Source organism: Streptomyces roseolilacinus, assembly GCF_014649335.1.
Lineage (GTDB): Bacteria > Actinomycetota > Actinomycetes > Streptomycetales > Streptomycetaceae > Streptomyces > Streptomyces roseolilacinus.
Genome location: NZ_BMSV01000008.1, coordinates 62,385 through 89,135 on the forward strand (window position 1 = coordinate 62,385; position 26,751 = coordinate 89,135).

Sequence of the window (26,751 nt, forward strand, 5' to 3'; positions counted from 1 at the left end):
TCCCGGCCGTGGGGCCCCGGCGGGGCTCACGGCCCGGCGGGCGCCGCCGCGAAGCCCCGGTCACCGGGGCGCAACACACCGCTGCGAGGATCCGATCATGGACATGGACACCATCCGCATCGAGACCCTCGACGGCGGGCGCATCCGCGCCGGGGCCGGCGGCGAACTGGCCGCCCTGCTCCGGGACGCCGTCCACGGCGGCGCCTCCGTCGGCTTCCTGGCCCCGCTCGGTACCGGCGAGGCGGCCGCCTGGTGGCGCGGCCTCGCCGCGGAGGCCGAGGAGGGCGTACGGACCGTCTGGGCGGCGTACGACGCCGCGGGCACCCTCCTGGGCGTCGTGACGCTCGTCCGGGCCGGCGCGCCGAACCAGCGGCACCGCGGCGACATCGCCAAGCTCCTGGTGCACAGCTCCGCGCGGGGCCGCGGGCTCGGGCGTCGGCTGCTGGCCGCCGCCGAGGCGGGGGCGGCCGCCGCCGGCCTGACCCTGCTCGTCCTCGACACCGAGACCGGCAGCCCCGCCGAGGGCCTCTACCGGTCCGCCGGGTGGACCAGGGCCGGGACCATCCCCGGGTACGCCGCGGACCCGTCGGGGGAGCCGCGCCCCACCACGTACTACTACAAGGCGCTCGGCTGAGGGCGCAGGGCGAAGGGCCCGGGTGCGCGTCGCACCCGGGCCCCTCACACGGTCATCCGCCTACGGCAGCTGCGCCGCCCGCGCCTCCCGGTTCTCGCGCCGGTTGTCGCGGAAGGTGTTCACCCGCCGCGCCGTTGCGAACAGCGGGATCACCGCGCCCAGCACGACCTGCAGCGCGCAGCCCGTCTGGAGCAGCAGCTGGCCGCCCGGCGCGTCGAACGCCCACGCCGCCAGCAGGGCCATCGCGCCGACGATCCAGCTGAGCATCGCCACCGCGAGGGCGCCCCGCGGCTTGGGGTACTCCACCCGGCTCACCATCAGCCACGCCGTGCCGACGATCGCCAGCAGCGTCGGGATGAACGGCAACTCCAGCAGCACGATCGACACGACGGTCAGTGCCCCGAAGGGGCTCGGCATGCCCTGGAACATGCCGTCCTTCATCGTCACGACCGAGAATCTCGCCAGCCGCATCACGACGGCGAGCAGCACCACGATCGCCGCCACCGCGGACACCCGCTGGTGCGCGTCGTCCGCGACCATCCCGTACACGAGCACGAAGTACGCCGGGGCCAGACCGAAGCTGATCAGGTCGGACAGGTTGTCCAGCTCGGCGCCCATCGGCGACGAGCGGAGCTTGCGCGCCACGAGCCCGTCGAACAGGTCGAAGATCGCCGCGCACAGCATCAGGATCACGGCCGTCGCGGCGGAGTGCCGCGCCATGCCGGTCTCCTCGCTGCCCGTGAGGTGCGGGATGAGGATGCCGGTGGTGGTGAAGTACACCGCCATGAACCCGCACGTGGCGTTGCCCAGCGTGAGCGTGTCGGCTATCGACAGGCGGAGCGACAGAGGCATCTCCTCCTGCTCCTCGGCGGCGGCGGTGTCCGCCTCGCCGTCGGCGACCCAGCCGGCCGGTCGCTCGGGCTCAATCACGGTCAATGCGAGTCACCCCCGCGGTCGTGGTCTGACCGACCTCGACGGCGACGTCCACACCTTCCGGGAGGTAGATGTCGACCCGCGAGCCGAAGCGGATCAGACCGATCCGGTCGCCCTGCTCGACCTTGGCACCCTGCGACAGGTACGGCACGATGCGCCGGGCCACGGCGCCGGCGATCTGCACCATCTCGATGTCGCCGAGCTCGGTGTCGAAGTGCCAGACGACGCGCTCGTTGTTCTCGCTCTCCTTGTTGAACGCCGGCACGAAGCCGCCCGGGATGTGCTCCACGGACGTCACCGTGCCCGCCAGCGGGGCGCGGTTGACGTGGACGTTCAGCGGGCTCATGAAGATGGCGACCCGGGTGCGCCCGTCCTTCCACGGCATGATGCTCTGCACCACCCCGTCGGCCGGCGAGATGACCCTGCCCTGCGCGATCTCGCGCTCGGGGTCGCGGAAGAACCACAGCATGCCGGCCGCGAGCGCGGTGGTCGGGACGGCGATCGCCGCGGCGCGCCGGGAGCGGCGCGAGCGGACGAGGCTTACTGCTGCGGTGGCGACGGTCGGCAGAAGCCACGGCGATGCTCCGCGCGCGAGGCGGACGCGGCCGCGAGGTGCAGAGGTTTGGCTGTGGGGCATGGATGACCTTCGTAGCGGATGATGCCGCGCTCGGGAACGGGGGACGGCGGCTTTTCGGCGATGCTATCGGTTGCGGGCCGCAACTGGGCAAGCCAGAAGTCGAGTCGACGGCCGGAAGGAGATGACTGGATGTGATCTTCTTCGCGGCCGTATCACCCCAAAACCCACAATCAGCCCTGGAATCGGTACTCCTCGAGCAGGCGACGACCGATGATCATTTTCTGGATCTCGGCGGTGCCTTCTCCGATGAGCAGCATCGGCGCCTCCCGGTAGAGGCGCTCGATCTCGTATTCCTTGGAGAACCCGTATCCGCCGTGAATGCGGAAGGCGTCCTCCACGACCTCCTTGCAGTACTCGGAGGCCAGGTACTTGGCCATCCCTGCTTCGAGGTCGTTTCGTTCCCCTGAGTCCTTTTTGCGAGCTGCGTTCACCATCATGGCATGAGCAGCCTCCACCTTGGTAGCCATTTCGGCCAGTTTGAACTGGATCGCCTGGTGCTGGGCGATCGGCTTGCCGAAGGTGTGGCGCTGCTGGGCGTACTGCACACCCAGCTCGAAGGCACGCTGAGCGACGCCGCAGCCACGCGCGGCCACGTTCACCCGGCCGACCTCGACACCGTCCATCATCTGGTAGAAGCCCCGGCCGCTGACGCCGCCCAGGACGCGATTGGCCGGAACACGCAGCCCATCCATGATCAGCTCGGTGGTGTCGACCCCCTTGTAGCCCATCTTGTCGATCTTGCCGGGGATGGTGAGGCCGGGGCGGACCTCGCCGAAGCCCGGCTCCTTCTCCACCAGGAAGGTCGTCATCGACCGGTGGGGGGCCGTGCCCTCGGGGTGTCCTTCGTCACTCCGGACCAGTACGGCCACCAGAGTGGAGGTGCCGCCGTTGGTCAGCCACATCTTCTGGCCGTTCAGGACGTACTCGTCGCCGTCCCGCACCGCCTTCGACGTGATGGCCGACACGTCCGAGCCGAGGCCCGGCTCCGACATCGAGAACGCGCCGCGCACCTCGCCGGCCGCCATCCGCGGCAGGAACGCGTCCTTCTGCTCCTGCGTGCCGTGCTGCTTGAGCATGTACGCGACGATGAAGTGGGTGTTGATGATGCCTGAGACGGACATCCAGCCCCGGGCGATCTCCTCCACGCACAGCGCGTACGTCAGGAGCGACTCGCCCAGACCCCCGTACTCCTCGGGGATCATCAGGCCGAAGAGGCCCAGCTCCTTGAGCCCGTCGACGATCTCCTGCGGGTACTCGTCCCGGTGCTCCAGCTCGGTCGCGACCGGGATGATCTCCTTGTCGACGAACTCCCGGACGGTGGAAACGATCTCCTGCTGGACCTCGGTGAGACCGTGGGTCTGCGCGAGTCGGGCCATGGCTACTTCTCCTGCGCCTTCGGTTCCGGGCGGCCGGGCTGCTCGCCGCCGCGCTCCTTGATGTACGTGGCGGTGGGGACCATCACCTTGCGGCGGAAGACGCACACGAGCGTGCCGTCCTGCTTGTACCCCTTGGTCTCGACGTGGACGATCCCGCGGTCGTCCTTGGACTTCGACGGCCACTTGTCCAGGACCGTCGTCTCGCCGTAGATCGTGTCGCCGTGGAAGGTCGGCGCCACGTGCCGCAGCGACTCGATCTCCAGGTTGGCGATGGCCTTGCCGGAGACGTCCGGCACGGACATGCCCAGCAGCAGCGAGTAGACGTAGTTCCCGACGACGACGTTCCTCCCGAAGTCGGTCGTCTTCTCCGCGTAGTTCGTGTCCATGTGGAGAGGGTGGTGGTTCATCGTGAGGAGGCAGAAGAGGTGGTCGTCGTACTCGGTGACCGTCTTCCCGGGCCAGTGCTTGTACACCGCCCCGACCTCGAACTCCTCGTAGGTGCGTCCGAACTGCATCTTCCTCACGCCTCCGGGGCTTCGAACGTGCTGGTGCGCCGCATCCCCGCGGCCCGGCCCTTGCCCGCGATGACCAGGGCCATCTTGCGGCTGGCCTCGTCGATCATCTCGTCGCCGAGCATCGCGGAGCCCTTCTTGCCGCCCGCCTCGGACGTGCAGTACTCGTACGCGTCCAGGATCAGCTCGGCGTGGTCGTAGTCCTCCTGCGACGGGGAGAACACCTCGTTGGCCGCCTCGACCTGACCCGGATGGAGCACCCACTTGCCGTCGAAGCCCAGCGCGGCGGCGCGGCCCGCGACCGCGCGGAAGCCGTCCACGTTCTTGATCTGCAGGTAGGGGCCGTCGATCGCCTGGAGGTCGTTGGCGCGGGCCGCCATCAGGATCTTCATCAGGATGTAGTGGTAGGCGTCCGCCAGGTAGCCGGGCGGCTGCTCGCCGACCACCAGCGACTTCATGTTGATCGACGCCATGAAGTCGGCCGGGCCGAAGATGATCGTCTCGATGCGCGGCGACGCCTGCGCGATCTCGTTGACGTTGTTCAGGCCCCGGGCGTTCTCGATCTGCGCCTCGATGCCGATGCGGCCGACCTCGAAGCCCATCGTCTTCTCGATCTGCGTCAGCAGCAGGTCCAGGGCGACGACCTGCGAGGCGTCCTGCACCTTCGGCAGCATGATGCAGTCGAGGTTCGGGCCGGCGCCCTCGACGACCGTGACGACGTCCCGGTACGTCCAGTGGGTCGTCCAGTCGTTGACGCGCACCACGCGGGTCTTGCCGGTCCAGTCGCCCTCGTTGAGGAACTTCACGATCGTGTGCCGCGCGTCGGGCTTGGCGAGCGGCGCGCAGGCGTCCTCCAGGTCCAGGAACACCTGGTCGGCCGGGAGGCCCTGGGCCTTCTCGAGGAACCGCGGGTTCGAGCCCGGCACCGCCAGGCAGGAACGGCGGGGACGCAGCCGGTTCACGGGAGTGGTCTCGGTCATGCGGGGACCTCCAGGGGGTCGAGCTTGTTGGCTTTCCGGATCTCGTCGACGATACGGCCGATGATCTCCGTGATCCCGAAGTCCTTCGGGGTGAAGACGGCGGCCACACCGGCGCGCCTCAGTTCGGCGGCGTCGGCACCGGGGATGATCCCGCCGACGACGACCGGGATGTCGGCGGCGCCGGCGTCCCGCAGCCGGTCCAGCACGTCCGGCACCAGCTCGGCGTGCGACCCGGACAGGATGGACAGGCCCACGCAGTGCACGTCCTCCGCGAGCGCGGCGTCCACGATCTGCTCGGGCGTCAGCCGGATGCCCTGGTAGACCACCTCGAAGCCGGCGTCCCGGGCCCGTACGGCGATCTGCTCGGCGCCGTTCGAGTGACCGTCCAGGCCCGGCTTGCCGACCAGCAGCCGCAGCCGTCCCGCGCCCATCTCGGCGGCCGTCCGGGCGGCCTTCTCCCGGACGGCCGCGAGCGGGGTGCCCTCCTCCGCCGCCACCGCCACGGGGGCGGACGAGACGCCGGTCGGCGCGCGGAACTCGCCGAACACGTCGCGCAGCGCCCACGCCCACTCCCCGGTCGTGACCCCCGCACGGGCGCACTCCAGGGTGGCGGGGAAGAGGTTCCCGTCCCCGGCCGCCGTCGCCTTGAGGGTGGCGAGGGCGTCCTGGGCGCGGGTCTCGTCGCGGTTGTCGCGCCACTCGTGCAGCGCGGCGACGACCCGTGCCTCGTTCGCCGGGTCCACGGTCTGGATCGCCGTGTCCAGATCCGCGGTGAGGGGGCTCGGCTCGGTCGACTCGAAGCAGTTCACTCCGACGATCTTCTCCTCGCCGGCCTCGATCCGGGCCCGCCGCTCCGCGTGCGAGGCGACGAGCTGCGACTTGAGGTACCCGGACTCGACGGCGGCCATCGCGCCGCCCATCTCCTGGATCCGGTCGATCTCCGCGAGGCACTCCTCGACCAGGGCGTCCACCTTGGCCTCGACGACGTGCGAACCCGCGAAGATGTCGTCGTACTCCAGCAGGTCGCTCTCGTGCGCCAGGACCTGCTGGATGCGCAGCGACCACTGCTGGTCCCAGGGCCGGGGCAGGCCCAGCGCCTCGTTCCAGGCGGGCAGCTGCACGGCCCGCGCGCGGGCGTCCTTCGACAGCGTCACGGCGAGCATCTCCAGGACGATGCGCTGGACGTTGTTCTCCGGCTGCGCCTCGGTCAGGCCGAGCGAGTTGACCTGCACCCCGTAGCGGAAGCGCCGCTGCCTGGCGTCCTCGATGCCGTACCGCTCGCGGGTGATCCGGTCCCAGATGCGGCCGAAGGCACGCATCTTGCACATCTCCTCGACGAAGCGGACGCCCGCGTTCACGAAGAAGGAGATCCGGGCGACGACGTCCCCCCTGCGCTCCTCGGGGACCTGTCCGGAGGCGAACACCGCGTCCAGGACCGCGATGGCCGTGGACATCGCGTACGAGATCTCCTGGACCGGGGTGGCGCCCGCCTCCTGCAGGTGGTAGCTGCAGATGTTGATCGGGTTCCACTTGGGGAGGTGGTTCACCGTGTAGGTGATCATGTCGGTGGTCAGCCGCAGCGACGGACCGGGCGGGAAGACGTGCGTCCCGCGCGACAGGTACTCCTTCACGATGTCGTTCTGCGTCGTCCCCTGGAGCCTGGAGATGTCCGCGCCCTGCTCCTCGGCCACCACCTGGTAGAGCGCCAGCAGCCACATGGCGGTGGCGTTGATGGTCATGGACGTGTTCATCTGCTCCAGGGGGATGTCCTGGAACAGCCGCCGCATGTCGCCGAGGTGGGAGACCGGCACGCCGACCCGGCCGACCTCGCCGCGGGCGAGGACGTGGTCCGGGTCGTAGCCGGTCTGGGTGGGCAGGTCGAACGCGACCGAGAGACCGGTCTGCCCCTTGGCGAGGTTGCGCCGGTACAGCTCGTTGGACGCCTCGGCGGTCGAGTGACCGGCGTACGTCCGCATCAGCCAGGGCCGGTCCTTCTGACGCTCTGTCATGACGGTGGTGTCGCCTCTCGGACGTTCCGGTCAGATGTTCCGGAAGCGGTTGATGGCGTCGATGTGTCGGGCGCGCGTCTCGGGGTCGCGGACGCCGAGGCCTTCCTCGGGGGCGAGGCACAGGACGCCGACCTTGCCCTGGTGGAGGTTGCGGTGGACGTCGTAGGTGGCCTGGCCGGTGTCTTCGAGGGAGTAGACCTTGGAGAGGGTGGGATGGATCTTGCCCTTGGCGATGAGGCGGTTGGCTTCCCAGGCCTCGCGGTAGTTGGCGAAGTGGGAGCCGATGATCCGCTTCAGCGACATCCACAGGTAGCGGTTGTCGTACTCGTGCATGTAGCCGGAGGTGGAGGCGCAGGTGGTGATGGTGCCGCCCTTGCGGGTGACGTAGACGGAGGCGCCGAAGGTCTCGCGGCCGGGGTGTTCGAAGACGATGTCGATGTCCTCGCCGCCGGTCAGCTCGCGGATGCGCTTGCCGAAGCGCTTCCACTCCTTGGGGTCCTGAGTGTGCTCGTCCTTCCAGAACTTGTAGCCCTCGGCGGTGCGGTCGATGACGGCCTCGGCACCCATGGAGCGGCAGATGTCGGCCTTCTGCTCGCTGGAGACGACGCAGATGGGGTTGGCGCCGCCGGCGAGGGCGAACTGGGTGGCGTAGGAGCCGAGGCCGCCGCTGGCGCCCCAGATGAGGACGTTGTCGCCCTGCTTCATGCCGGCGCCGTTGCGGGAGACCAGCTGGCGGTAGGCGGTGGAGTTGACCAGGCCGGGGGCGGCGGCCTCCTCCCAGCTGAGGTGGTCGGGCTTGGGCATGAGCTGGTTGGACTTGACCAGGGCGATCTCGGCCAGGCCGCCGAAGTTGGTCTCGAATCCCCAGATGCGCTGCTCGGGGTCGAGCATGGTGTCGTTGTGGCCGTCGGAGGATTCCAGTTCGACGGACAGGCAGTGGGCGACGACCTCGTCGCCGGGGTGCCAGGCGTTGACGCCGGGGCCGGTGCGCAGGACGACGCCGGCGAGGTCGGAGCCGATGATGTGGTAGGGCAGGTCGTGGCGCTTGGCCAGTTCGCTGGTGCGGCCGTAGCGCTCCAGGAAGCCGAACGTGGAGAGCGGCTCGAAGATCGAGGTCCACACCGAGTTGTAGTTGACGGAGCTGGCCATGACGGCGACGAGGGCCTCGCCGGGGCCCAGTTCGGGCAGGGGCACCTGGTCGAGGTGGAGTGACTTTCGGGGGTCCTTCTCGCGGGTGGTCAGGCCCTCGAACATCTCGGTCTCGTCCTTGTGGACGGTGACCGCGCGGTAGGACTCGGGCAGCTTGATGTCGGCGAAGTCCTCGGACGTGGAGTCCGGCGACTGGATCGCGTCCAGGATTTCCTTCACGGTGGTGCCTCCGGCGATGCATGCGTCCTCGGGGACGCTGAGGGGGTACGTCGGGGTGCTGCTGCGGGGAGGTGCCGTCGGTTCGGCCGGTGGTGCGTGGCCGCGCGGGGTGGTGCGCGAAAGTGCCTGTGACGCAGGCGTCCGGGCGCGCGGCCCCGGGAAGGGTCGCGGGGACAGCCGGCGTACGAGAGTCCTCTGCACGCCGGCCGCCCGGACAACATCAACGTATGGCACGCCGTGCCAGGTGACAAGACACTGCGTGCCAGAAATTTGTCTCACTTGCGACGGGTCACGCTCGGATGAGCGATGATCGATCAATGCTCGCGCGGCCTGCTCCCGGAAGGGCGGTCCACCGTGCCGCGGACGTCACGGAGTGCCGAGCCGTCGGCCGGACGCACCCGAGGGGGCGGCCCGGCCTCAGCCGGTCCGCCCCCTCGGGGATCGGTGAACGCGGGTTGGTCAGCGGCGCTGTCGCGTGGTGCGGCGGCGTACGGAGACGACCAGCAGCCCGCCCACCGCCGCGAGCGCGGCCGCCGTGCCCGCGAGGGCCGGGGCGCCGTTCGAGCCGGTCGACGCGAGGGCGCCCGGGCCGCCACCCGTGCCCGCGCCGTGCACCGGGGTGACCGTGCCGGTGGTGGAGGCACTCGGGGTGGGCGCGACCGTGGCACTCGGCACCGTGCCGGGGGTGGGGGAGGGGCTCGCCGTGGCCGCCGCGGTGGCGGTGACCGTCAGGAACGCGACCTTCGCGCGCTGGGCGGTGTCGTACGGGCTGAGCGCCGGCTCGAACACGACGCCCCGGGCGCCGTCCAGCGCGCGGGTCGGCTTCAGGGTGAAGGAGAACAGCCACCGCTGCCCGGGCGCCAGGGCGCCCGGGTCGGCGCAGCGGTGGACCGCGCCGGTCGGCAGCGGGGCGGCGTCGCCGGGGCGGTCGCCGAAGGTGGGCGGCGGAGCGTCGTTCCACCGGTCCGACCACGCCTCGGGGCGGCAGCGAGGATCGGACCGTACGACCTCGACGCCCCGGGGCACCTCCACCAGGGCGACCGGCCCGGTGAGCGGCGCGCCGCCTCTGTTGGCGACGCCCACGCGGGCGGTGACCTCCCGGCCGACCGTCGTCCGGACGCTCGTGCCGACGGCGGCGCCGTCGGCCGCGGGCCCGCTGCGCACGCCGATGACGGGCGGCTGGTTGACCGTGTAGTGGTCGGCGGGAACCGGTACGCGCGGCGGGGTCGGCGTGGTGGCGGGCGCCAGTGTCAGCGGGGCGGAGCGGCCCCGCACGCCCGTCCCCGTCGCGGGGCGCGTGGAGGCGGAGAACCGGAGCCGGCCGTACTCGGCGAGGCCGACCATGGCGACCGCGAGGCCCGGCGACGGCCGGTAGGTCGTCCCCGCCCGCAGGCCCCCGGTGAACTCGCAGGTCATGCCGATGCGCGCGGACTTCGGGTCCGCGGGGTCCTTCGTCCGGTACCGGCAGTTGCCGTGGTCGCCGGGCAGGGCGACCGTCGTGTCGCCGTCGAAGCCGTCCACGTCGAGCGCCACGTGGTCCAGGGTGCGGGCGCCGGTGTTGGTCAGCTCGAACGGCACGGTGGCCCGGCCGCCCGGCGGCACCTCCACCGTGTTCGGATCCGGGAAGCCGCCGAGGACGACGGCGTCCCGGTCGCCGATGACGACCGCCATCCCGGTGGGGGTCTCCTCCCTCGTGCGGGCGTTGTCGGCGCTGACGGTCGCCGTCACCACGCCCCGGTCGCCGGCCGCCGTGCCCAGGCGGGGGCGGATGTGGAACGGGACGTGGGTCTCCGGGTCGCCGCTGCCGTCGGGCATGGCCACCGGGCAGGTCGCCAGCGTGCCCGTGACCCGGCACTCGGGGCGGAAGCGGAATTCCGCGATCCGCTCCGCGCCGGCGGTGTCGATGGTGATCTCCGCGCCGGTGACGGGCGTGCCGCCGGGCAGCCGCCCCGACACCGTGAACTGGTACGTGACGAAGTGGGCCTCGGTGAGCGCCCCGGCCGGCCGGGGCAGCGTGTCGGGGCTGCGGAGAGTGCCGACGTCGATCACGGCGGGCAGCCGCGGGGTGTCGGCCACGGCCGGCGGGGCGGCGGTGCCCGCGGCTCCCGTCAGGAGCACGGCCAGCGCCGTACCGCCTCCGACGGCGGCACGGCGCAGGGGTCCGGGTGGGGAAGGGGTCATGGCGGGAACGGGTCCTTTCGCGAGGCCGGTGTCCGAGGGGCGGGGAGCCCCTCGTGTCCGGTCGGCCCCCGCGTCCCGGTGGTGGGACGGCCCTCGGGCCCGGAGGGTTGTACGGAACCGGCCCGTACCCCCGCGTTCAGGCCACGCCGTGGCCGAGGGCGCGGGTGATCGTGCGCATGACCTGGTCCAGCGGCGCGTCGGTGCGGGCCACCGCGACCAGCACGTCGCCCTCCGCCGAGGCGGTGACCGCGGGCCCCTCGCCGCCGGTCCGCGGCGCCGTGGAACGGCCGGCGCCGATGCCGGTGCCGAACGTCCTGCGGACGATCGCGAACGCGTGGTCCAGCTGGGTCTCCACGTCGCCCTTGCCGCCGGCCCGCAGCCAGCGGCGCAGCACGTGGTTGTGCGCCGTGACGACCGCGGAGGCGGCCACCTCCGCCAGCAGCGGGTCGTCGTTGCCGTCGTGGTGGTCGCGCTCGTCGAAGTGGCCCAGCAGGTAGCGGGTGAACAGCCGCTCGTAGCGGGCCACCGACGCGATCTCCCGCTCCCGGAGGGTGGGGACCTCGCGGGTGAGGCGGTAGCGCGCGACGGAGACCGCCGGGGACGCCGCGTACATCTTCATGACTTCCTTGATGCCCCGGCACACCGTGTCGAGCGGGTGCTCGTGCGCGGGCGCCGCGTTGAGGACCGCCTCCGCCCGGACCAGCGTGTCGTCGTGGTCCGGGAAGATCGCCTCCTCCTTGGAGCGGAAGTGGCGGAAGAACGTCCGCCGTGCCACGCCCGCCGCGGCGGCGATCTCGTCGACCGTCGTCGCCTCGTACCCCTTCGTCGCGAACAGCTCCATCGCGGCAGCCGCGAGTTCGCGGCGCATCTTGAGCCGCTGGGCGGCGGCGCGGCCGCCCGCGGCGCTCTCCGGGGCGTCGGGCGCGGTGCTGGCACGGGGTGTCTTCGCGGGCTGGGACATGCCCCGAACGTACTCCATGGGTGCGGGGGAGCGCGCCCGAGGGGGAGAGCCGCCCGACGGCCCGAGCAGCCCGCCCCACTCGTCGTACGTCCCGTGTGGCCCCGGGCCGTACGCCTCCCCGGGCTCAGCGCCGCGCATACTCGCGGAAGCCGCGCCCCGTCTTGCGGCCCAGGCAGCCCGCCGCCACGAGGTGCTCCAGCAGCGGCGCCGGCGCCAGGCCGGGCTCGCGGAACTCCTCGTGCAGCACCCGCTCGATGGCGAGGGACACGTCCAGGCCGACCACGTCGAGCAGTTCGAACGGCCCCATCGGGTAGCCGCCGCCCAGCTTCATCGCGGCGTCGATGTCGTCGAGCGTCGCGTAGTGGTCCTGGACCATCTTGACCGCGTTGTTCAGGTACGGGAAGAGCAGGGCGTTGACGATGAACCCGGCGCGGTCCCCGCAGTCCACCGGGTGCTTGCGGATCCTCGCCGTGACGGCGCGGACGGTGGCGTGGACGTCGTCGCCGGTGAGGACCGTGCGGACGACCTCCACCAGCTTCATCGCCGGGGCCGGGTTGAAGAAGTGCATCCCGATCACGTCCTGCGGGCGCGAGGTGGCGCGAGCGCAGGCGACGACGGGCAGCGACGAGGTGGTGGTGGCCAGGACCGCGCCCGGCTTGCACACCTTGTCGAGCGCGGCGAACAGCTGCCGCTTCACCTCCAGGTCCTCCGCGACCGCCTCGACGGCCAGGTCCACCTCGGCGAACGCGTCGAGCGAGCCGGCGGGGGAGATCCGGGCCAGCGTCGCGTCGCGGGCGTCGGCGGTCAGCCGGCCCTTGTCGACGGAACGGGCCAGGGACGCGGCGACGCGGGCCTTCGCCGCGTCGGCCTTCTCCTGGGAGCGGGCGGCGAGGACGACGTCGTACCCGGCCTTCGCGAAGACCTCCGCGATGCCCGACGCCATCGTGCCGGACCCGGCGACACCGACCGAGACGACCTCGCGCACCGCCCCGCCCGCGCCCCCCGGCTCCGGGGTGAGCGGGTCCGCGACGACCACGGCGCTGTCCGGCGCCTCGTACGTGTAGAAGCCGCGGCCCGCCTTGCGGCCCGTCAGCCCGGCCTCGGCCAGCTGCTTCAGGATCGGCGCGGGCGCGTGCAACCGGTCGTGCGACTCGGCGTACATCGCCTCCAGCACGGTGCGCGCGGTGTCGACGCCGATCAGGTCCAGCAGCGCCAGCGGGCCCATCGGCAGGCCGCAGCCGAGCCGCATCGCCGCGTCGATGTCCTCGCGGGAGGCGTACTTCGACTCGTACATGGCGGCGGCCTGGTTGAGGTAGCCGAACAGCAGGCCGTCCGCGACGAAGCCGGGGCGGTCGCCGACCGCGACGGGCTCCTTGCCCAGGGCGTGCGTCAGGTCCGTGACGGCGGCGACGGCCCGCGGGTCGGTGAGCACCGACGACACGACCTCGACCAGCTTCATCGCCGGGGCCGGGTTGAAGAAGTGCAGGCCCAGCACGCGCTCCGGACGGGCGGAGTCGGCGGCGAGCCGGGTCACGGACAGCGCGTTCGTCCCGGTCGCGATGATCGCGTCCGGCCGGACGATGCCGTCCAGGGCGCGCACCACCTGCTGCTTCGCCTCGTACGACTCGGGCACGACCTCGATGACGAGGTCGGCGTCGGCCGCGGCCTGGAGGTCGGAGAACGTACGGAATCGGGTGAGGATGTCGCGCCGCTCCTCCTCGGTGATCCGCTCGCGGGCCACGGACCGGGCGGTGGAGGCCGCCAGCGAGGCGACCGCGCGACGGGCGGCGGCCTCGCTGACGTCGATGCCGACGACCTCGCGGCCGGCGCGGGCGAGGACCTCGGCGATGCCGGCGCCCATGGTGCCGAGGCCGACGACGGCGATGGTGGAGAGAGGGATGTCCATCACGGGACTCCAGGGATGAGTGACGGCTGGTGAGGTGCGGGCGCGGCGGGCCGGCGCCGCACACGCACGGGTGCGGCGGAGGGGGGCGTGCCGCGCGGGCCGCGCCGAACGGGTGTGTCCACGGCCGGGCGGGCGTGTCCGCGCGCGCCGTGCGGGAGGAGCCGACGGACCCTGTCCCGGAGTCACGTCGTGAAAGGTGCTGAACCGACTGGCACCCGGGCGGCTGCGTCACCAGGCCGCCCGGAGGGGTGCGGGGGTTGACCCCGCTCACCTGAGGTTAACCGGTGGGTAATGAGCGCGCCAGCCCCCCGGAACGGGCGGGCGATGTGATCTGGATCGCGGCCCCGGCCCGTCGCTACCCTGACCGCCATGGACCCGGAGTTCGGCTCGCTCACCGACCGGCTGCACGACGAGGCCGGGGACGACCCCGCGTACGGGCGGCTCGTCGCGACCGCCGACCACGACGAGCTGGCCGCCGTCCTCACCGCGCCCCGGCAGCCGCTGTGGGCCCGCGAACTGGCCGCGTTCCGGCTGGGGACCGCCGGCGACCGGCGCGCCTTCGAGGCGCTGGTGCTGCTCCTCAACCACCGGGACCCGGAGCGCTGCGTCTCCGCCGCCCACGCGCTGGCCGCGCTCGGCGACCCGCGCACCCCCCGCGCCGCCGCCGCGCTCGCCACCAACGAACTGCGCGTCGCCTACGCCCTCGTACCGGTACGGCTCCTGGCCGCGCTGCGCGCCCCCGAGTCCGTGCCCGCCCTGATCACCGTGCTGGGCCGCCGTCTCGCCCCGGACGACCCGCACTGGCGGGTGGGCGCCGCCTGCGCGGAGGGGCTCGGCGCCCTCGCCGACCCCCGCGCCCGCCCCGTCCTGGAGGCCGCCCGGCACCACCCCCGCATCGGCCCGGCCGCCGCGGCCGCCCTGGCCCGGCTGCCGGGGGAGTGAGCCGGGCGGACCGGGGCGGCTACAGGGTTCTCACGTAACGGAGTTCCGCGAGGGTGGTGCCGCCGACCTCCCACGGCTCGCACGCCCCGTCCGGGACGAACCCGGCCTTGGCGTAGAAGCGGCGGCCCAGCGCGTTGCCCTCCAGCACCCACAGGGACAGCCGGGCGCAGCCCCGGGCCGCCGCCCGCGCCGCCACCTCGTCCGTCAGCGCGCGCCCCACGCCGGTCCCCACCACGTCGGGGCGCGCGTACAGGGCGTACAGCTCGCCGTCGCCGGGCCCGGCGCCCGGTGACCGGTCCGGGCCGAAGGCCGCCCAGCCGACCACCTCCCCGTCGCGCTCCGCCACCAGGTGCACCACCTCCTCCCCGGCGCGCGCCAGGTGCTCGCGGCGGACCTCCGTGTCCTCCGCCACGCTCAGCGCCGCCAGGTACGCGGCGGGCAGCAGGTCGCGGTAGGCGGACCGCCAGCCCTCCACCCGCACCCCGGCGACCGCCGCGCAGTCGGCGTCCGTCATCTCCCTGACCCGGATCGTCACGGCCGGCGCTCCTCCGGTACCACGGCGAACGCCTCGACCTCCACGAGCAGTTCGGGGCGGAACAGGGCGGAGACCTGGACGGCGCTGCTGGCCGGCGGGCGGGCCGTGTCGACCACCTCGTCGCGGGCCGCGCGGACCGCCGGGAGGTGCGCCACGTCCGTCACGTAGTACGTCAGCTTCACCACGTCGCCGAACGTGGCGCCCGCCGCCGCCAGGCAGCGGCCCAGGTTCGCGAAGACCTGCCGGGCCTGGGCCGCCGGGTCGCCCTCCCCGACGACCCGGCCCTCCGCGTCGAGGGCGCACTGCCCGGACACCGCCACGAACCGGCCGGTGCCCCACACGACGTGGCTGTAACCGGAACCGGGGGCGACCCCTTCGGGGGCCGCCACATGCGTCAGATGTGTCGTCATGCCGCCCATCCTGCTGGACGGCCCCGCCCGGCCGCGCGCGGGTTTTCGTCCGTCAGTTCCCGCGCGGCAGCGCCGCGAGCGCCCCGTGCACGGCCGGGGCCGCCTTCCCGGGGGCCGCCGTGGGCCTCGGGTCGGGCGGGGCCGGGCACACCGCGTCCGGCCCGGCGCCGCCGTCGCCGCGCGGGACCTCGCCCGTGTCCAGGTACCGGGCGAGGATCCGGTCCGCGCAGGCGTTGCCGCGCAGGGTCACCGCGTGGTTGCCGCCGCCCCGCTCCACGACCAGCCGCGAGCCGCGCAGCAGCCGGTGGGTGGCGACGGCCCCCTCGTACGGGGTGGCGGCGTCCTCCGTCGCCTGGAACAGCAGCACCGGCGGGAGCGCGTCGTTCGCCACGTCCGGCGGGGTCAGCGACGGCACCGGCCAGAACGCGCACGGCGCGTTGTACCAGGTGTTGTTCCAGGTGGAGAACGGCGCCTTCGCGTGGATCGCCCAGGCGTCGCGGTGCCACACCTCCCACGACCTCGGCCACCGCGCGTCCCGGCACTCCACGGCCGTGTACACCGCGTAGGAGTTGGCGGTGGACGCGTCCGGCTCGGCGAGCGACTCGTACGCGGCGACCAGCGGGCGCTCGTTCCCGCCCTTCGCGTACGCGGCGAACGCGGCGGCCAGCACCGGCCAGTGGTCGTTGCTGTAGGTGCCCGGCAGGAACGTGTCCTCCGCCTCCGCCGCGCCCACCTTGCCGCCCGCCGGCCTCTCCCGCAACGCCGCGCGCATCGCGTACCAGCGCGCCTCCACCCGGGCCGGGTCCCCGCCCAGCCCGTACACGGCGTGGTGCCGGGCCACCCAGGCGAGGAACGCCTTGTGCCGCGCGTCGAACGCGCGGTTCTGCGCCAGGTTCGCGTCGTACCAGACGCCGCCCGGGTGGACCACCGAGTCGAGGACCGCGCGCCGCACCCGCTGCGGGTACAGCCGGGCGTACACGGCGCCCAGGTAGGTCCCGTACGAGTAGCCGAAGTAGTCGATCCGCGAGGCGCCCAGGGCCCGCCGGATCGCGTCCAGGTCGTGGGCCGCGCTCACCGTGTCGACGTGGGGCAGCAGCCGCCGGTGCGCGTCGCCGCACGACCGCGCGAAGGCCGCGGCCCGGGCCGTGTTGCGCCGCTCCTCGCGCGCGTCGCGCGGCACCGAGTCGGGGCGCACGGGGGCGAGGTGGCCGGGCCGGCACGTCAGGGCGGGCCTGCTGGCGCCGACGCCGCGCGGGTCGAAGCCGATCACGTCGTACCGCGCCGCGACCTTCGCCGGCAGGGTCGCGGCCACGAACCCGGCCAGGTCCCGGCCGCTCGCGCCGGGGCCGCCGGGGTTGACCAGGAGCGGCCCCTCGAAGGCGCGCGCCGTGTGCCGGATCCGGGACAGGGCGAGCGTGATCCGCTCCCCGGCCGGGTCGGCGTGGTCGAGCGGCACCCGGAGCGAGGCGCACTCCAGCCGGGGGTACCGCTCGGTGCCGCACGCCGTCCACGACAGCGTCGTGTGGGGCTCCGGCGCGGACGGTTCGGCGGCCGACGGCGCGGCGCCCAACGCCCCCGCGATCAGCGCGCCCGCGGTGATGACTACTCCTGCGCGTTTCTGCATCCGGCCAGTCTCCGGGGCGAGGTGCCCCGATCCGGGATGAACGGCACCGATACGCCCGGACGTGACCCGATCGGGGGGCGGGGAGGGCTCAGCGCAGGGTGAGCCGGGTGGGCCCCGCCGCCGCGCCGTGCCCGGGCGCCTCCCCGCCCGCGGGCGGCACGGCGGGGCGTGACGCGCCGCGCCCGGCGGGCCCGATGCCGAACTCGGCGGCGAACTCGTGCACCTGGCGGGTGATCAGCCGCTGGTACCAGGTCGGCGCGTAGGCCCCGGCCGCGTACATCGCCTCGTACCGCCGCACCAGCCCCGGGTGGTGCCGGTGCAGCCACCGCGTGAACCACTCGCGGGCGCCCGGACGCAGGTGCAGCACCAGCGGCGTGACCGAGGTGGCCCCGGCCTCGGCGACGGCCCGGACGGCGGCGCGCAGTTGCTCGGGGCGGTCGCCCAGGAACGGGACGACCGGCGCCATCAGCACCCCGCAGCCGACGCCCGCGCCGGCGAGGGCCCGTACGACGTCGAGGCGGCGCTCGGGCGCGGGCGCGCCCGGCTCGACGGTCCGCCACAGCTCGTGGTCGGTGAAGCCGACCGAGACGCACACGCCCACGTCGGTGGCCTCCGCCGCCTGCCGCAGCAGGTCCAGGTCGCGCAGGATCAGCGTGCCCTTGGTGAGGACGGAGAACGGGTTGGCGCGGTCGCGCAGGGCCTCGATGATGCCGGGCATCAGCCGGTAGCGGCCCTCGGCCGGCTGGTAGCAGTCCACGTTCGTGCCGATCGCGACGTGCGCGCCCGGCCAGCGGGGCGACGCCAGTTGCCGGCGCAGCAGTTCCGGGGCGTTGACCTTCACGAGGATCCGGGTGTCGAAGCCGGTGCCGGTGTCCAGGCCGAGGTGGGCGTGCGCCTTGCGGGCGAAGCAGTACACGCAGGCGTGGGCGCAGCCGCGGTAGGGGTTGACCGTCCACTCGAACGGCATACGGGACGCGCCCGGCACCCGGTCCAGGACCGACCGGACCCGGACCTCGTGGAAGGTGGTCCCGCGCAGCTCCGGCGCGTCGAACGTCCGGGTGGCCACCGCCTCCGTCCCCGAGGGCGCGGCCCCCCGGGCCGCGTCCGCGTCCGCCGCGCCGTCCGGGCGGTCCCCCGATCCGTCCCCGTGCATGGCGGCCCCCTCGGTCGTCCGTGTCGTCCCCCGCCAGAATAGAACAACTGTTCCCGTAGGGGCGGTGCCCGGATTTGGGCCGGCCCGCCCCAGGTGGTTGGCTGGTCCCCCTGACCGAGGTACGAAACGCTGGAGGACGAGGCAATGGCGCAGGTAGAGGCCACGACGGAACGGGTCGTCGCGGCGGGCGCGGAGGCGGTGTTCGACGCGCTGGCCGACTACGAGGGCACCCGCGCGAAGCTCCTGCCCGAGCAGTTCAGCGAGTACCGGGTCCACGAGGGCGGCGACGGCGAGGGCACCCTCGTCCACTGGCGGCTCCAGGCCACCAGCAAGCGCGTCCGCGACTGCCTGCTCGACGTCACCGAGCCCACCGACGGGCAGCTCGTCGAGAAGGACCGCAACTCCTCGATGGTCACCACCTGGACCGTCACCCCCGCCGGCGAGGGCCGCTCCCGGGTCGTCGTCACCACCGTCTGGAACGGCGCCGGCGGCATCGGCGGCTTCTTCGAGCGCACCTTCGCCCCCAAGGGCCTCGCCCGCATCTACGACGCGGTCCTCGCCAACCTGGCCGCCGAGACCGAGAAGTAACCCCCGCGAGCCACCCGGCCCGTCACCGGATCGGGTGGACTTCCCGGCCGCCCCGGCGCGCGCCGCGCGTGCCGGGGCGCCGCCCCGCGGGCCGGGCCGACCCCCGGACACCCTGCGCGGACGCCCCCGCCGCCCCCCTGCGGACACCGGCCGGCGACCCCTTCCCCCCATCTTCCGCCCGTGATGCCCCACTTGATCCCGGTGCGCGTATGAGGCGAACAATGGCGCCCCGTACGCGAACCGTGATGACGAGGGGAGCAGGTTCCGTGGGTGGGATCACACTGACGAAGGACGGCCGGGCGGGGGACGCCCCGCCCGACGGCACTGCACCGCCGGCCCCCGGGGACACCGCGCCCCTCCCCGACCCGGCGCCCCGGCGGAGCCGCACGGGGCCGGTACTGACGGGGCTCGTCCTCGCGGTGCTCCTCGCCGCGTTCCAGCAACTCGCCGTCGCCGCCGTCCTCCCGGCGCTCGCCGCCGACCTGCCGGGCGGACCCGGCCGCGTCCCCTGGACCGTCACCGCGTACCTCCTCACGGCCTGCGCGTCCCTGCCGCTCCACGGCAAGCTCGGCGACCTCTACGGCCGCAAGGGGACGTTCCTCTCCGCGCTGGCCCTGTTCGCCGCCGCGTCCGCCCTGGCCGGCTGGGCCCGCACGCCGGACGAACTGGTCGCCCTGCGCGCCGTCCAGGGCCTGGGCGCCGGGGGCGTGCTCGCCGGCGCCCAGGCCGTCACCGCCTCCCTGGCCCCCGCCCGCCGGCGCGCCCGCCACCTCGCCCTGCTCGGCGCGGCGTTCGGGACCGCCACCGCCGCGGGCCCGCTGCTCGGCGCGTACGTCACCGACACCGCCTCCTGGCGCTGGGCGTTCCACCTCACCACCCCCGGCTGCCTCGCCGCCCTGCTCCTCGTCGGCACCGCCCTCACCCCGCCGGGCCCCGGCGCCGCGCGGGGCCGGGGCTCCGCCGCCGCCCACCGCCGCGCCCGTCCCGGACTGCTCGGCGCGCTCCTCCTGACCGCCGCGACCACCTGCCTCGTGCTGCTGCTCACCTGGGCCGGCAGCCAGTACGCCTGGACCTCACGGACCGTCACCGGCCTGGCCTGCGCCGCCGCGGGCGGCTTCCTGCTGTACCTGGTCTCCGCCCGCCGCGCGCCGGAACCGGTCCTCCCGCCACGGCTGCTGCGCGACCCGGTCCTCCTGGTCGCCGGGTTCGTCGCGGCCGTCGTCGGCACCTGCCTGGCCGGCGTCGCGGTCTGCCTGCCGGCCCTCCTCCCGCGGGACGGCCGGCAGGGGCCGCTGGAGACCGGGCTGCTGATGCTGCCCCTGCTCGGCTCCCTCGCCGTCGCGTCCCTGGTCTCCGGGCACCTCGCCCGGCGCACCGGCCGCTACGCGGTCCAGGGCGTCATCGGCGTCGCCGTCGCCTGGGTCGGCATGTGGCTGCTCTCCCAGCTGGACGCCGGCACGCCGCACGTCGACCACGGCGTCTGGCAGGCACTCGTCGGCACGGGGCTCGGCCTCGTCCTGCCCGCCCTGGCCCTCGCCGCGCAGAACACCGCGCCCCCCGCCGACCTCGGCGCCGCGACCGGCGCCCACACCCTGTGCGGCCTGCTCGGCGTGTGCGCGGGCGTCACCCTCCTCGGCACCCTCGCCGCCGGACCGCACGCGCTGCCGTCCGCGCTGCGGGAGGGATACGTCCAGGCGTACGCCGGCGCCGCGCCGCGGATCCTGCTCCACCTGGTGGCGCTGCTGGGCGCCGGCCTGCTCGTCGTCCTCTTCCTCAGGGAGAGGCCGCTGGCGGACGCCGCCCGGCCGGCCGGGGCCACCGTCCCCGAGGCCCGCGCCCCCGAGCCCGGGCCCGCCGCGCCGCCCGCCTCCGGACCGGCGCCGGCCCCGCCGTCGGAGGAGGCGTACGACCCGGAGTCCACCGCCGGTCCCGGGGCGTCCCTGTGCGGCACGGTCCGCCACCACGACGGCACGCCCGTCCCCGGCGCGGCCCTCACCCTCCTGGACGCCCGCGGCCGCCAGGCCGGCCGCGGCGCGAGCGGCGCCGGGGGGCGGTACGCGCTGGGCACCCCCGCCGCCGGCGCGTACGTCCTCATCGCCTCCGCCGCCGGCCACCGGCCCCGCGCCCTCACCCTCACCGCGGGCGCCCGCCCCGACGGGCCCGTCGAACGGGACATCGTCCTCGGCGGCGCCGGCCGCCTCCGCGGGACCGTCACCACCCCGGACGGCGCGCCCGCCGAGGACGTCACCGTCACCCTCACCGACGCGCGCGGCGAGGTCGTCGCCTCGGTCCGCACCGGCCCCGACGGCGGATACGTCCTCACCGACCTCCTCGCCGGCGACTACGCCCTCACCGCCGGCGGCCCCGGTCTGGGGCCCACGGCCCTCCCGGTCGGGGTGCACGCGGAGCGCGAGACGTGGCAGGACGTCGAGATCACGGGCGGCGCCGTCCTGTGCGGCACCGTGCGCGCCCCCGGCGGCCGTCCCGTCGAGGACGCCCGGGTGTCGCTGCTGGACGCGGCCGGCAACACCGTCGGCACCCTCACCACCGGGCCCGACGGCGCCTTCCGCTTCCCCGACCTGGCGTCCGGCGCCTATACGGTGATCGCCTCCGGCTACCCGCCGGTGGCCACCGCGCTGCAGGTCGCGGGGGGTTCACGCGCCACGCGGGACGTCCGGCTCGGCCACGTCGGCTGACCCCCGGACGGTTCCGGAGTCCGGCGCGAAGTATTCGGGTGATACCCGGCGCACAACCGGCGCACGGTCGTACCGTGGTGACGGTGCCGCAGACAGCCGCGGTGGGGAGAGGAGCAGCCGGCCATGGACAGTGGCGCACCCCGGGCCGTGTCCGAGCCCGCCCCCGAGGAGGGCCGCGTCCCCCTCGCCGCGGTCGTCGTCGACCACGAGGGGCGGATCTCCCACTGGTCGGCCGGGGCCCGCCGCCTCTTCGGCGCCTCCCGCGAGGAGGCCGTGGGCCGCCCCGCCGCCGACCTCCTGCCCGTCCCCGGCGCGCTCGCCGACGGCGACGCGCACGGCGACGGCGAACCGCACGGCGGCGACGGGATGTACGGCGGTGACGGGGCGTACGGCGGTGGGGTGTACGGCCCGAGGGGCGCCGCGGAGGGACCGGGCGCCGCGCGGGGGCCGTACCCCGCGGCCGGGCGCGCCCGCCTCACCGTCCCGGGCCGGGAGCGCGCAGACGTGCTGTGGTGGGCGTACCCGCTGAGCGGGCCGGGCCGCGAGCGGCTCCTCGTCCTGGCCGCCGACGCCGCGCGGTACCGGGGCGGGCCCGGCGGGGACCCCGGCCGGATCGTCGCCCCCGGCTTCGCGCGGCACACCGGGTCCGAGGGCGCCGGCGAACTGGCCCGGCGCCTTCCCGAGGCCCTCCCCGGCATGAGCGTCCGGGAGGCCACCGGGATCGTCGCGCGGATCCTCGAACTGGGCCACCCGGTGCTGGAGTCCAGTCACCGTGTGCACATCCCCGGCCCGCCCGACCGGGGCGCGCCGCGCCGCACCGGCCGGTGCGCCGAGGCGTTCGGCGCGGAGGCGGCCGAGGCGGCCGAGACGTCCGAGACGTCAGGGGTGTCCGAGCCGGAACGGTAGGGGTGCCCGAGCCGAGGCGATAGGGGCGCCCGAGCCGGGGCGGCCGGGCGGGCCCACGGGGCGCCGCCGCGCGCCCGCCGTACCGGAGTCCGGGCCGGAGCAGGGGACCACCCCGGCGCCCCCGACGCCGCGGCGCCCGGCCGCTTCCGGGCGGCCGGGCTCGACCTGCCGGCGCCGGGGGCGCCGGCCGTCACGACCGGTCAGGCACCAGGCGGCGTGCGGCCGAAGGAGGCGCCGCGGCCGGTGCCGGGCCGTCGCCGGCCGCACGGCGGGGGATGCCGCGCCGGGCCGGATGGCGGGCGGCCCGGCACCGGCCGCGGGGACGGCGGGGGATGCCGCGCCGGGCCGTACGGCGGCCGTGCGCGGTCAGTCCCGCTTGCCGCGCCCGGTGAGCGCGTCGCGGAGCCGGTCGACCATGCCCGTGCCCGGGGCGAGGAGCTTGTTGGCCGGGGGCTTGTCCGGGGCGGCCGGGTGCGGCCGGGTCGGCGCGGTCTTCTTCGCCTGGCGCACCTTGTCGCCCAGCTCCTCCAGCTTCTCCTGCGAGCACGCCTCCCGGAGCCGGGGCAGCAGGTTCGCCTCCTCGTCGGCGACGTGCTCGCGGATCTCCACCATCAGCTCGGTGACCAGCGTGTCGAAGCGGGTGTCGTCGGCCTCGCAGCCCTCCAGCTCCTTCATGGTGCGCTCGGCGGACGCGTGGTCCTCCAGCTCCTTGTCGGCGAGCGCGTCGCCGCCGGACAGGTGCTCCCGCACCGCCGGGTACAGGTACTCCTCCTCCGCGACCGAGTGGCGGACCAGCTCCATCGTGACCTGGTCGGCGAGCCGCTTGCGCTCCGGGTCACCGGAGGGCAGCCCCTCGATGAGGGCGAACAGCCTCTCCACCTCCCGGTGGTCGGTGGTCAGCTCGTTGATCACGTCTCCGCCGTGTGCCATGGGGTCTCCGTCTCCTCGTGCGTTCCGGGTGAACGTGCAGAGTGCGGATACCACCTGGAGTGGGTGATATGCGTCATTACGCCGTTCGGCCCCGCCGGGGTACCGTGCAAGCCGTCCGAACACACTTACGCCTTACGGATCGACCGTGCACGCACCGCTCTCCTCGCTCGTCGCGGCCACCGCGCAGTGGCTCGTCCGCGCCTACCCCGCGGGCGGGGGCGCCGTCGACCGCGCCCTCGCGGAGGCGCAGGCGCGTCAGGCCGCGGGCGTCGCCGCCGCGCTGCGCTACCCCACCGAGCTCGACGCCGCCCTGGTCGCCGTCACCGGCGCGGGGGGCGCGGACCGGCTCGACTGGGTCACCGGCGCCGAGGGGGACGACGCGCCGTGGCGCAGCTGGGTGGACGAGGTCGTCGCCAGCTGGGCCGCCTGCCTGCTCGGCGAGCCGGCCCTGGCGTCCGCCGCCGTCGCCGCCACCGCGGGCCGGGCGCCCGCCGGGTACCACCGCCTCCTGTCGCCCGGCGACCGGGACCGCCGCGCGGCGGCGCTGCTGCGCCACCCCGACCTGCTGGCCCCGGTGGCGGACCTCCACCGCGCGGCGCTCCTCGCCGCCCTGGCGCTCGACCCGCGGGACCCGGCCCTCCCCGTGTAGCGCGGGGCGCGGGCTCAGGCCGCGACCGGGACCAGCACCGCCGCGATCGCCCGGGCCAGCTGGTCCACCCGGTCGGACGGGAGCCCCGCGATGTTGACGCGCCCCGCCGCCGTGCCGTACACCCCGTGGTCCCGGCGCAGCGCCGTCATCTGCTCCGGCGACAGCGGCAGCCCCGCGAACATGCCCTTCTGCCGGGCCAGCGGCTCGGCCCAGCCGCCGCAGCCCAGCTCCTCCAGCCGGGCGACCAGCGCGGCGCGGCCGCCGGCGATGCGGCTCCGCATCGCGTCCAGCTCCGCCCGCCACACCCCGCGCAGCTCCGCGTCCCGGAGGATCGTCGCCACGACCGCCGCGCCGTGCTCGGGCGGCATCGAGTACAGGGTGCGGGCGGCGTTCTGCAGGGCCGTCTCCACGTGGCGCAGGGCCCGCGGGGAGGAGCCCAGCACGATCGCGCAGCCCGTACGGTCCGCGTACAGCCCGAAGTTCTTCGAGCAGCTGACCGCGGCCAGCACCTCCGGCAGCCGCTCCGCCAGCATCCGCGCCGCCCACAGGTCCTCGTCCAGGCCGTCGCCCAGCCCGTGGTACGCCAGGTCCAGGAACGGCACCCACCCGGTGCGGGCCGCCGCCCCCGCCAGCGCCTCCCACACCTCCCGGGTCGGGTCGACGCCGGTCGGGTTGTGGCAGCAGCCCTGGAGCAGCACGACGTCGTCGCGGCCCGCGCCGCGCAGGTCCTCCAGCAGCCCCTGCGGGTCGGTCCAGCGGTACGTGCGCACCGCCAGGCCCGCGGCCTCCACGATCGGCCGGTGGTTCACGTACGCCGGGTCGCTGATCCACACCGTCGCGCCGGGGCGGGTCTGCCGCACGAGGTCGGCCAGCAGCCGCAGCGCGCCCGTGCCGGCGACGGTCTGCACGGCGGTGGCCCGGCCGGCCGGCACGTCGCCGCCCAGCACCAGCGACAGCATCGCGCGGTTGAACGCCGTGTTGCCGGACAGGCCCCGGTACTCCTTCGACGCGGAACGCTCCGCGAGGCGTATCTCGGCGTCCCGCACGGCCCGCATCACCGGGGTGACGCCCGTGTGGTCGCGGTAGACGCCCAGCACCAGGTCCAGGCGCTCCGGGCGCGGGTCGGCGCCGAACTCGGTGGCCAGGTCCCACAGCGGGTCGGCCGGCGGGGCGGGCAGCAGCTCAAGCATCGGGGGAGACCTCCGGTTCGCGCGGGGGACGGGGGCGCCGGTTCGCCAGGACCACGCCCGTGGTGATGAGGGGTACGCCGACGAGCACGGCCACCGTCGGCCGCTCGCCCAGCAGGGGGATCGCCAGCAGGACCACGGCCACCGGGCTGAGGCTTCCCACCACGGAGCTGCGCTCGGCGCCCAGCCGCCGGATCGCGAACGCGTACAGCAGCCCGGCGCACAGGCCCACGCCCAGCCCCTGCACCACCAGGAACAGCGCGACGTCGGCCACCGCCGCGTCCGCGAACCCGGTCGGCAGGACACCGGCCGCCACCAGCACGGCGACCACCGCGAGCGACGGCAGGCACAGCAGCCCGATCGACCCGACCGGGTCGAGGTCCACCTCGCGCAGCCCCACCGTGTACAGCGCCCACAGCCCGCTCGCCACCAGCAGCGTCCCCGAGCCCAGCATCACGTCGCCGTCGAACGGCACCGCGTACCGCCACACCAGCGCCACCACGCCCGCCGCGATCAGCGCCAGCCCGGCGCCCTGCGTCCCGCGCGGCACGCCCCGCCCCCGCGCCACCATCAGCGCGGACACGAACAGCGGCACCATGCCCGGCACGATCGCCCCGACGAACGACGCCGAGGTCAGCGACCCGCCGAACATCGCGGCCAGGAAGAACGGCACCCCGGCCCCGCACACGATCTTCACGGCCGGACCGGGCCGCACCGCGGCCAGCGCACGCCGGCGCCGCCACAGCGCGGGCGCCAGGGCGACCAGCGGGACGCCGAAGCGCAGCAGCGCCGCGTCGGCGGGCAGCAGCGTCGACGCGCTCAGCGCCCGCGCGCTCAGGGCGAACGCCGCCCAGATCGACACGGTCAGCAGCAGCGCCGCCATGCCCGCGGCCCGCGGGGACGGGCGGCCCGGGAACACCCCGCGGCCCACCGCGGGCGCCCCCACCGCGTTCGTCGCCACCACAGCACCCTCCACGCCAGACGGATTCCACCCCTGCGCCGCAACCGTAGGCCCCGAGGCGGGGCAGCCGATTGCTAGTTCTGCCCTTCGGATCTATGTTTGGGGCAGGATCTGCCAAGAACGGCGGGGACGGACCGGGGGCCGGAAGGCCGGGGGAGCGGGCGGCGTGGACGACATCGACCTGCGGATCATCCGCGAGCTCCAGACCGACGGCCGGCTCTCCAACCAGGAGCTCGCCGACCGCGTCCGGCTCTCCCCCTCCCCGTGCCTGCGCCGGGTGCGCCGCCTGGAGGAGGCCGGGCTCATCCGCGGCTACACCGCGATGGTCGACCAGGTCGCGTACGGGCTGCCGATCACCGTGTTCGTCCGCATCCGCCTGGAGCGCCACACCGCGGAGGCCGTCGCCGTCTTCGAGGAGCACGTCGCCCTCATCGAGCACATCCAGGACTGCTACCTGATGGCCGGCAGCAGCGACTACCTGCTGCGCGTGGTGATCGAGAGCCTGGAGGCGTACGAGCGGCTCGTCCGCGACCGCGTCCACGCCATCCCCGGGATCGCGTCGATCGAGTCCAGCTTCGCGTTCGGCAGCGTCAAGCAGTCCCGCACCTACCCGCGCCCGGCGCACCCCCGCTGACGCGGCCGTCCCTGGTACGGCCACCGGGCGCCGCGTACG

General features: G+C 74.7%; 24 protein-coding genes. 7 read left to right on the forward strand and 17 right to left on the reverse strand.

Annotated features, from left to right (window positions below; genetic code table 11):
- Positions 1 to 103: 103 nt before the first annotated feature.
- Positions 104 to 634 carry a GNAT family N-acetyltransferase gene (locus IE106_RS20065; RefSeq protein ID WP_189536529.1) on the forward strand — a complete coding sequence of 177 codons (531 nt, stop codon included), beginning with the start codon at positions 104 to 106 and terminating at the stop codon, positions 632 to 634.
- A gap of 60 nt (positions 635 to 694) precedes the next feature.
- On the opposite strand, the gene pssA is transcribed toward IE106_RS20065, so the two are convergent.
- The 10 genes from pssA to IE106_RS20115 form a co-directional block, all read right to left on the reverse strand.
- Positions 695 to 1,570 carry a CDP-diacylglycerol--serine O-phosphatidyltransferase gene (gene pssA / locus IE106_RS20070; protein ID WP_373295966.1) on the reverse strand — a complete coding sequence of 292 codons (876 nt, stop codon included), beginning with the start codon at positions 1,568 to 1,570 and terminating at the stop codon, positions 695 to 697.
- On the reverse strand, positions 1,557 to 2,204 hold the full coding sequence (locus IE106_RS20075) for a phosphatidylserine decarboxylase (RefSeq protein ID WP_189536018.1): 648 nt from the start codon (positions 2,202 to 2,204) through the stop codon (positions 1,557 to 1,559). The genes pssA and IE106_RS20075 overlap by 14 nt, the downstream gene beginning before the upstream one ends.
- Before the next feature lie 170 nt (positions 2,205 to 2,374).
- Positions 2,375 to 3,580: an acyl-CoA dehydrogenase family protein gene (locus IE106_RS20080; RefSeq protein WP_189536020.1), complete on the reverse strand. Its 1,206-nt coding sequence runs from the start codon at positions 3,578 to 3,580 to the stop codon at positions 2,375 to 2,377.
- Between the two features lie 2 nt (positions 3,581 to 3,582).
- Positions 3,583 to 4,095, reverse strand: a complete 513-nt coding sequence (locus IE106_RS20085; protein WP_189536022.1) for a MaoC family dehydratase — start codon at positions 4,093 to 4,095, stop codon at positions 3,583 to 3,585.
- A gap of 5 nt (positions 4,096 to 4,100) precedes the next feature.
- On the reverse strand, positions 4,101 to 5,072 hold the full coding sequence (locus IE106_RS20090) for an HpcH/HpaI aldolase/citrate lyase family protein (protein WP_189536024.1): 972 nt from the start codon (positions 5,070 to 5,072) through the stop codon (positions 4,101 to 4,103).
- Complete coding sequence (locus tag IE106_RS20095) at positions 5,069 to 7,081, reverse strand: ethylmalonyl-CoA mutase (RefSeq protein WP_189536027.1); 2,013 nt, start codon at positions 7,079 to 7,081, stop codon at positions 5,069 to 5,071. Before IE106_RS20095 ends, IE106_RS20090 begins: the two co-directional genes overlap by 4 nt.
- Positions 7,082 to 7,111: 30 nt before the next feature.
- Entirely contained in the window at positions 7,112 to 8,449 is a 1,338-nt protein-coding gene (ccrA, locus tag IE106_RS20100) for a crotonyl-CoA carboxylase/reductase (protein WP_189536029.1), read from the reverse strand.
- Positions 8,450 to 8,908: 459 nt separating this feature from the next.
- Entirely contained in the window at positions 8,909 to 10,630 is a 1,722-nt protein-coding gene (locus tag IE106_RS20105) for a hypothetical protein (protein WP_189536031.1), read from the reverse strand.
- A 136-nt stretch (positions 10,631 to 10,766) separates the two neighbouring features.
- Positions 10,767 to 11,591 carry a TetR family transcriptional regulator gene (locus tag IE106_RS20110; protein ID WP_189536032.1) on the reverse strand — a complete coding sequence of 275 codons (825 nt, stop codon included), beginning with the start codon at positions 11,589 to 11,591 and terminating at the stop codon, positions 10,767 to 10,769.
- A gap of 124 nt (positions 11,592 to 11,715) precedes the next feature.
- Positions 11,716 to 13,497: a 3-hydroxyacyl-CoA dehydrogenase family protein gene (locus IE106_RS20115; RefSeq protein ID WP_189536034.1), complete on the reverse strand. Its 1,782-nt coding sequence runs from the start codon at positions 13,495 to 13,497 to the stop codon at positions 11,716 to 11,718.
- Between the two features lie 369 nt (positions 13,498 to 13,866).
- On the opposite strand from IE106_RS20115, the gene IE106_RS20120 reads away from it, so the two are divergent.
- The gene (locus IE106_RS20120) at positions 13,867 to 14,439 is read left to right on the forward strand and encodes a HEAT repeat domain-containing protein (protein WP_189536036.1); all 573 of its coding nucleotides are present in this window, start codon (positions 13,867 to 13,869) and stop codon (positions 14,437 to 14,439) included.
- 19 nt (positions 14,440 to 14,458) lie between these two features.
- Here the strand turns inward: IE106_RS20120 and IE106_RS20125 are convergent, their stop codons facing one another.
- The 4 genes from IE106_RS20125 to IE106_RS20140 all read right to left on the reverse strand — a co-directional run bounded on the left by IE106_RS20125 (position 14,459) and on the right by IE106_RS20140 (position 18,161).
- Complete coding sequence (locus tag IE106_RS20125) at positions 14,459 to 14,974, reverse strand: GNAT family N-acetyltransferase (RefSeq protein ID WP_308427887.1); 516 nt, start codon at positions 14,972 to 14,974, stop codon at positions 14,459 to 14,461.
- Positions 14,971 to 15,384 carry a RidA family protein gene (locus tag IE106_RS20130; protein ID WP_189536037.1) on the reverse strand — a complete coding sequence of 138 codons (414 nt, stop codon included), beginning with the start codon at positions 15,382 to 15,384 and terminating at the stop codon, positions 14,971 to 14,973. The genes IE106_RS20125 and IE106_RS20130 overlap by 4 nt, the downstream gene beginning before the upstream one ends.
- Positions 15,385 to 15,436: 52 nt before the next feature.
- Positions 15,437 to 17,008 (reverse strand): alpha/beta hydrolase, encoded by a 1,572-nt coding sequence (locus IE106_RS20135; RefSeq protein WP_189536039.1) that lies wholly within the window; start codon positions 17,006 to 17,008, stop codon positions 15,437 to 15,439.
- An 88-nt stretch (positions 17,009 to 17,096) separates the two neighbouring features.
- A complete protein-coding gene (locus IE106_RS20140; RefSeq protein WP_189536041.1) occupies positions 17,097 to 18,161 on the reverse strand; it encodes an Rv2578c family radical SAM protein in 1,065 nt (354 codons plus the stop codon).
- A 144-nt stretch (positions 18,162 to 18,305) separates the two neighbouring features.
- On the opposite strand from IE106_RS20140, the gene IE106_RS20145 reads away from it, so the two are divergent.
- The 3 genes from IE106_RS20145 (at position 18,306) to IE106_RS20155 (ending at position 22,351) form a co-directional block, all read left to right on the forward strand.
- Positions 18,306 to 18,749, forward strand: coding sequence for an SRPBCC family protein (locus IE106_RS20145; protein WP_189536044.1), 444 nt, complete (start codon positions 18,306 to 18,308; stop codon positions 18,747 to 18,749).
- A gap of 266 nt (positions 18,750 to 19,015) precedes the next feature.
- Positions 19,016 to 21,445 carry an MFS transporter gene (locus IE106_RS20150; RefSeq protein ID WP_189536045.1) on the forward strand — a complete coding sequence of 810 codons (2,430 nt, stop codon included), beginning with the start codon at positions 19,016 to 19,018 and terminating at the stop codon, positions 21,443 to 21,445.
- A 123-nt stretch (positions 21,446 to 21,568) separates the two neighbouring features.
- Positions 21,569 to 22,351: a PAS domain-containing protein gene (locus tag IE106_RS20155; protein WP_189536047.1), complete on the forward strand. Its 783-nt coding sequence runs from the start codon at positions 21,569 to 21,571 to the stop codon at positions 22,349 to 22,351.
- A gap of 366 nt (positions 22,352 to 22,717) precedes the next feature.
- Here the strand turns inward: IE106_RS20155 and IE106_RS20160 are convergent, their stop codons facing one another.
- The gene (locus tag IE106_RS20160; protein ID WP_189536050.1) at positions 22,718 to 23,281 is read right to left on the reverse strand and encodes a hemerythrin domain-containing protein; all 564 of its coding nucleotides are present in this window, start codon (positions 23,279 to 23,281) and stop codon (positions 22,718 to 22,720) included.
- Positions 23,282 to 23,426: 145 nt separating this feature from the next.
- Here IE106_RS20160 and IE106_RS20165 point away from each other — a divergent pair, with 145 nt between their 5' ends.
- Positions 23,427 to 23,930, forward strand: coding sequence for a hypothetical protein (locus tag IE106_RS20165; protein WP_189536052.1), 504 nt, complete (start codon positions 23,427 to 23,429; stop codon positions 23,928 to 23,930).
- 14 nt (positions 23,931 to 23,944) lie between these two features.
- Here IE106_RS20165 and IE106_RS20170 read toward each other — a convergent pair whose 3' ends face one another.
- Together IE106_RS20170 and IE106_RS20175 are read right to left on the reverse strand one after the other, a co-directional pair.
- Entirely contained in the window at positions 23,945 to 25,120 is a 1,176-nt protein-coding gene (locus IE106_RS20170; RefSeq protein ID WP_189536054.1) for an amino acid aminotransferase, read from the reverse strand.
- Positions 25,113 to 26,078, reverse strand: a complete 966-nt coding sequence (locus IE106_RS20175; protein ID WP_229840623.1) for an EamA family transporter — start codon at positions 26,076 to 26,078, stop codon at positions 25,113 to 25,115. Before IE106_RS20175 ends, IE106_RS20170 begins: the two co-directional genes overlap by 8 nt.
- Before the next feature lie 166 nt (positions 26,079 to 26,244).
- Between IE106_RS20175 and IE106_RS20180 the strand changes: the two genes are divergently transcribed.
- Positions 26,245 to 26,712, forward strand: coding sequence for an Lrp/AsnC family transcriptional regulator (locus tag IE106_RS20180; protein ID WP_189536056.1), 468 nt, complete (start codon positions 26,245 to 26,247; stop codon positions 26,710 to 26,712).
- Positions 26,713 to 26,751: the final 39 nt, after the last annotated feature.

Bases quoted from the DNA above. Each gene is read 5' to 3' on its own strand.
- IE106_RS20145 (WP_189536044.1), top strand. From the start codon at position 18,306: ATGGCGCAGGTAGAGGCCACGACGGAACGGGTCGTCGCGGCGGGCGCG.
- IE106_RS20090 (WP_189536024.1), bottom strand. From the start codon at position 5,072: ATGACCGAGACCACTCCCGTGAACCGGCTGCGTCCCCGCCGTTCCTGC.
- IE106_RS20085 (WP_189536022.1), bottom strand. From the start codon at position 4,095: ATGCAGTTCGGACGCACCTACGAGGAGTTCGAGGTCGGGGCGGTGTAC.
- IE106_RS20080 (WP_189536020.1), bottom strand. From the start codon at position 3,580: ATGGCCCGACTCGCGCAGACCCACGGTCTCACCGAGGTCCAGCAGGAG.
- IE106_RS20135 (WP_189536039.1), bottom strand. From the start codon at position 17,008: ATGCAGAAACGCGCAGGAGTAGTCATCACCGCGGGCGCGCTGATCGCG.
- IE106_RS20155 (WP_189536047.1), top strand. From the start codon at position 21,569: ATGGACAGTGGCGCACCCCGGGCCGTGTCCGAGCCCGCCCCCGAGGAG.
- IE106_RS20170 (WP_189536054.1), bottom strand. From the start codon at position 25,120: ATGCTTGAGCTGCTGCCCGCCCCGCCGGCCGACCCGCTGTGGGACCTG.
- IE106_RS20120 (WP_189536036.1), top strand. From the start codon at position 13,867: ATGGACCCGGAGTTCGGCTCGCTCACCGACCGGCTGCACGACGAGGCC.
- IE106_RS20095 (WP_189536027.1), bottom strand. From the start codon at position 7,081: ATGACAGAGCGTCAGAAGGACCGGCCCTGGCTGATGCGGACGTACGCC.
- IE106_RS20065 (WP_189536529.1), top strand. From the start codon at position 104: ATGGACACCATCCGCATCGAGACCCTCGACGGCGGGCGCATCCGCGCC.
- IE106_RS20115 (WP_189536034.1), bottom strand. From the start codon at position 13,497: ATGGACATCCCTCTCTCCACCATCGCCGTCGTCGGCCTCGGCACCATG.
- IE106_RS20110 (WP_189536032.1), bottom strand. From the start codon at position 11,591: ATGTCCCAGCCCGCGAAGACACCCCGTGCCAGCACCGCGCCCGACGCC.
- IE106_RS20105 (WP_189536031.1), bottom strand. From the start codon at position 10,630: ATGACCCCTTCCCCACCCGGACCCCTGCGCCGTGCCGCCGTCGGAGGC.
- IE106_RS20160 (WP_189536050.1), bottom strand. From the start codon at position 23,281: ATGGCACACGGCGGAGACGTGATCAACGAGCTGACCACCGACCACCGG.
- IE106_RS20140 (WP_189536041.1), bottom strand. From the start codon at position 18,161: ATGCACGGGGACGGATCGGGGGACCGCCCGGACGGCGCGGCGGACGCG.
- IE106_RS20130 (WP_189536037.1), bottom strand. From the start codon at position 15,384: ATGACGACACATCTGACGCATGTGGCGGCCCCCGAAGGGGTCGCCCCC.
- IE106_RS20075 (WP_189536018.1), bottom strand. From the start codon at position 2,204: ATGCCCCACAGCCAAACCTCTGCACCTCGCGGCCGCGTCCGCCTCGCG.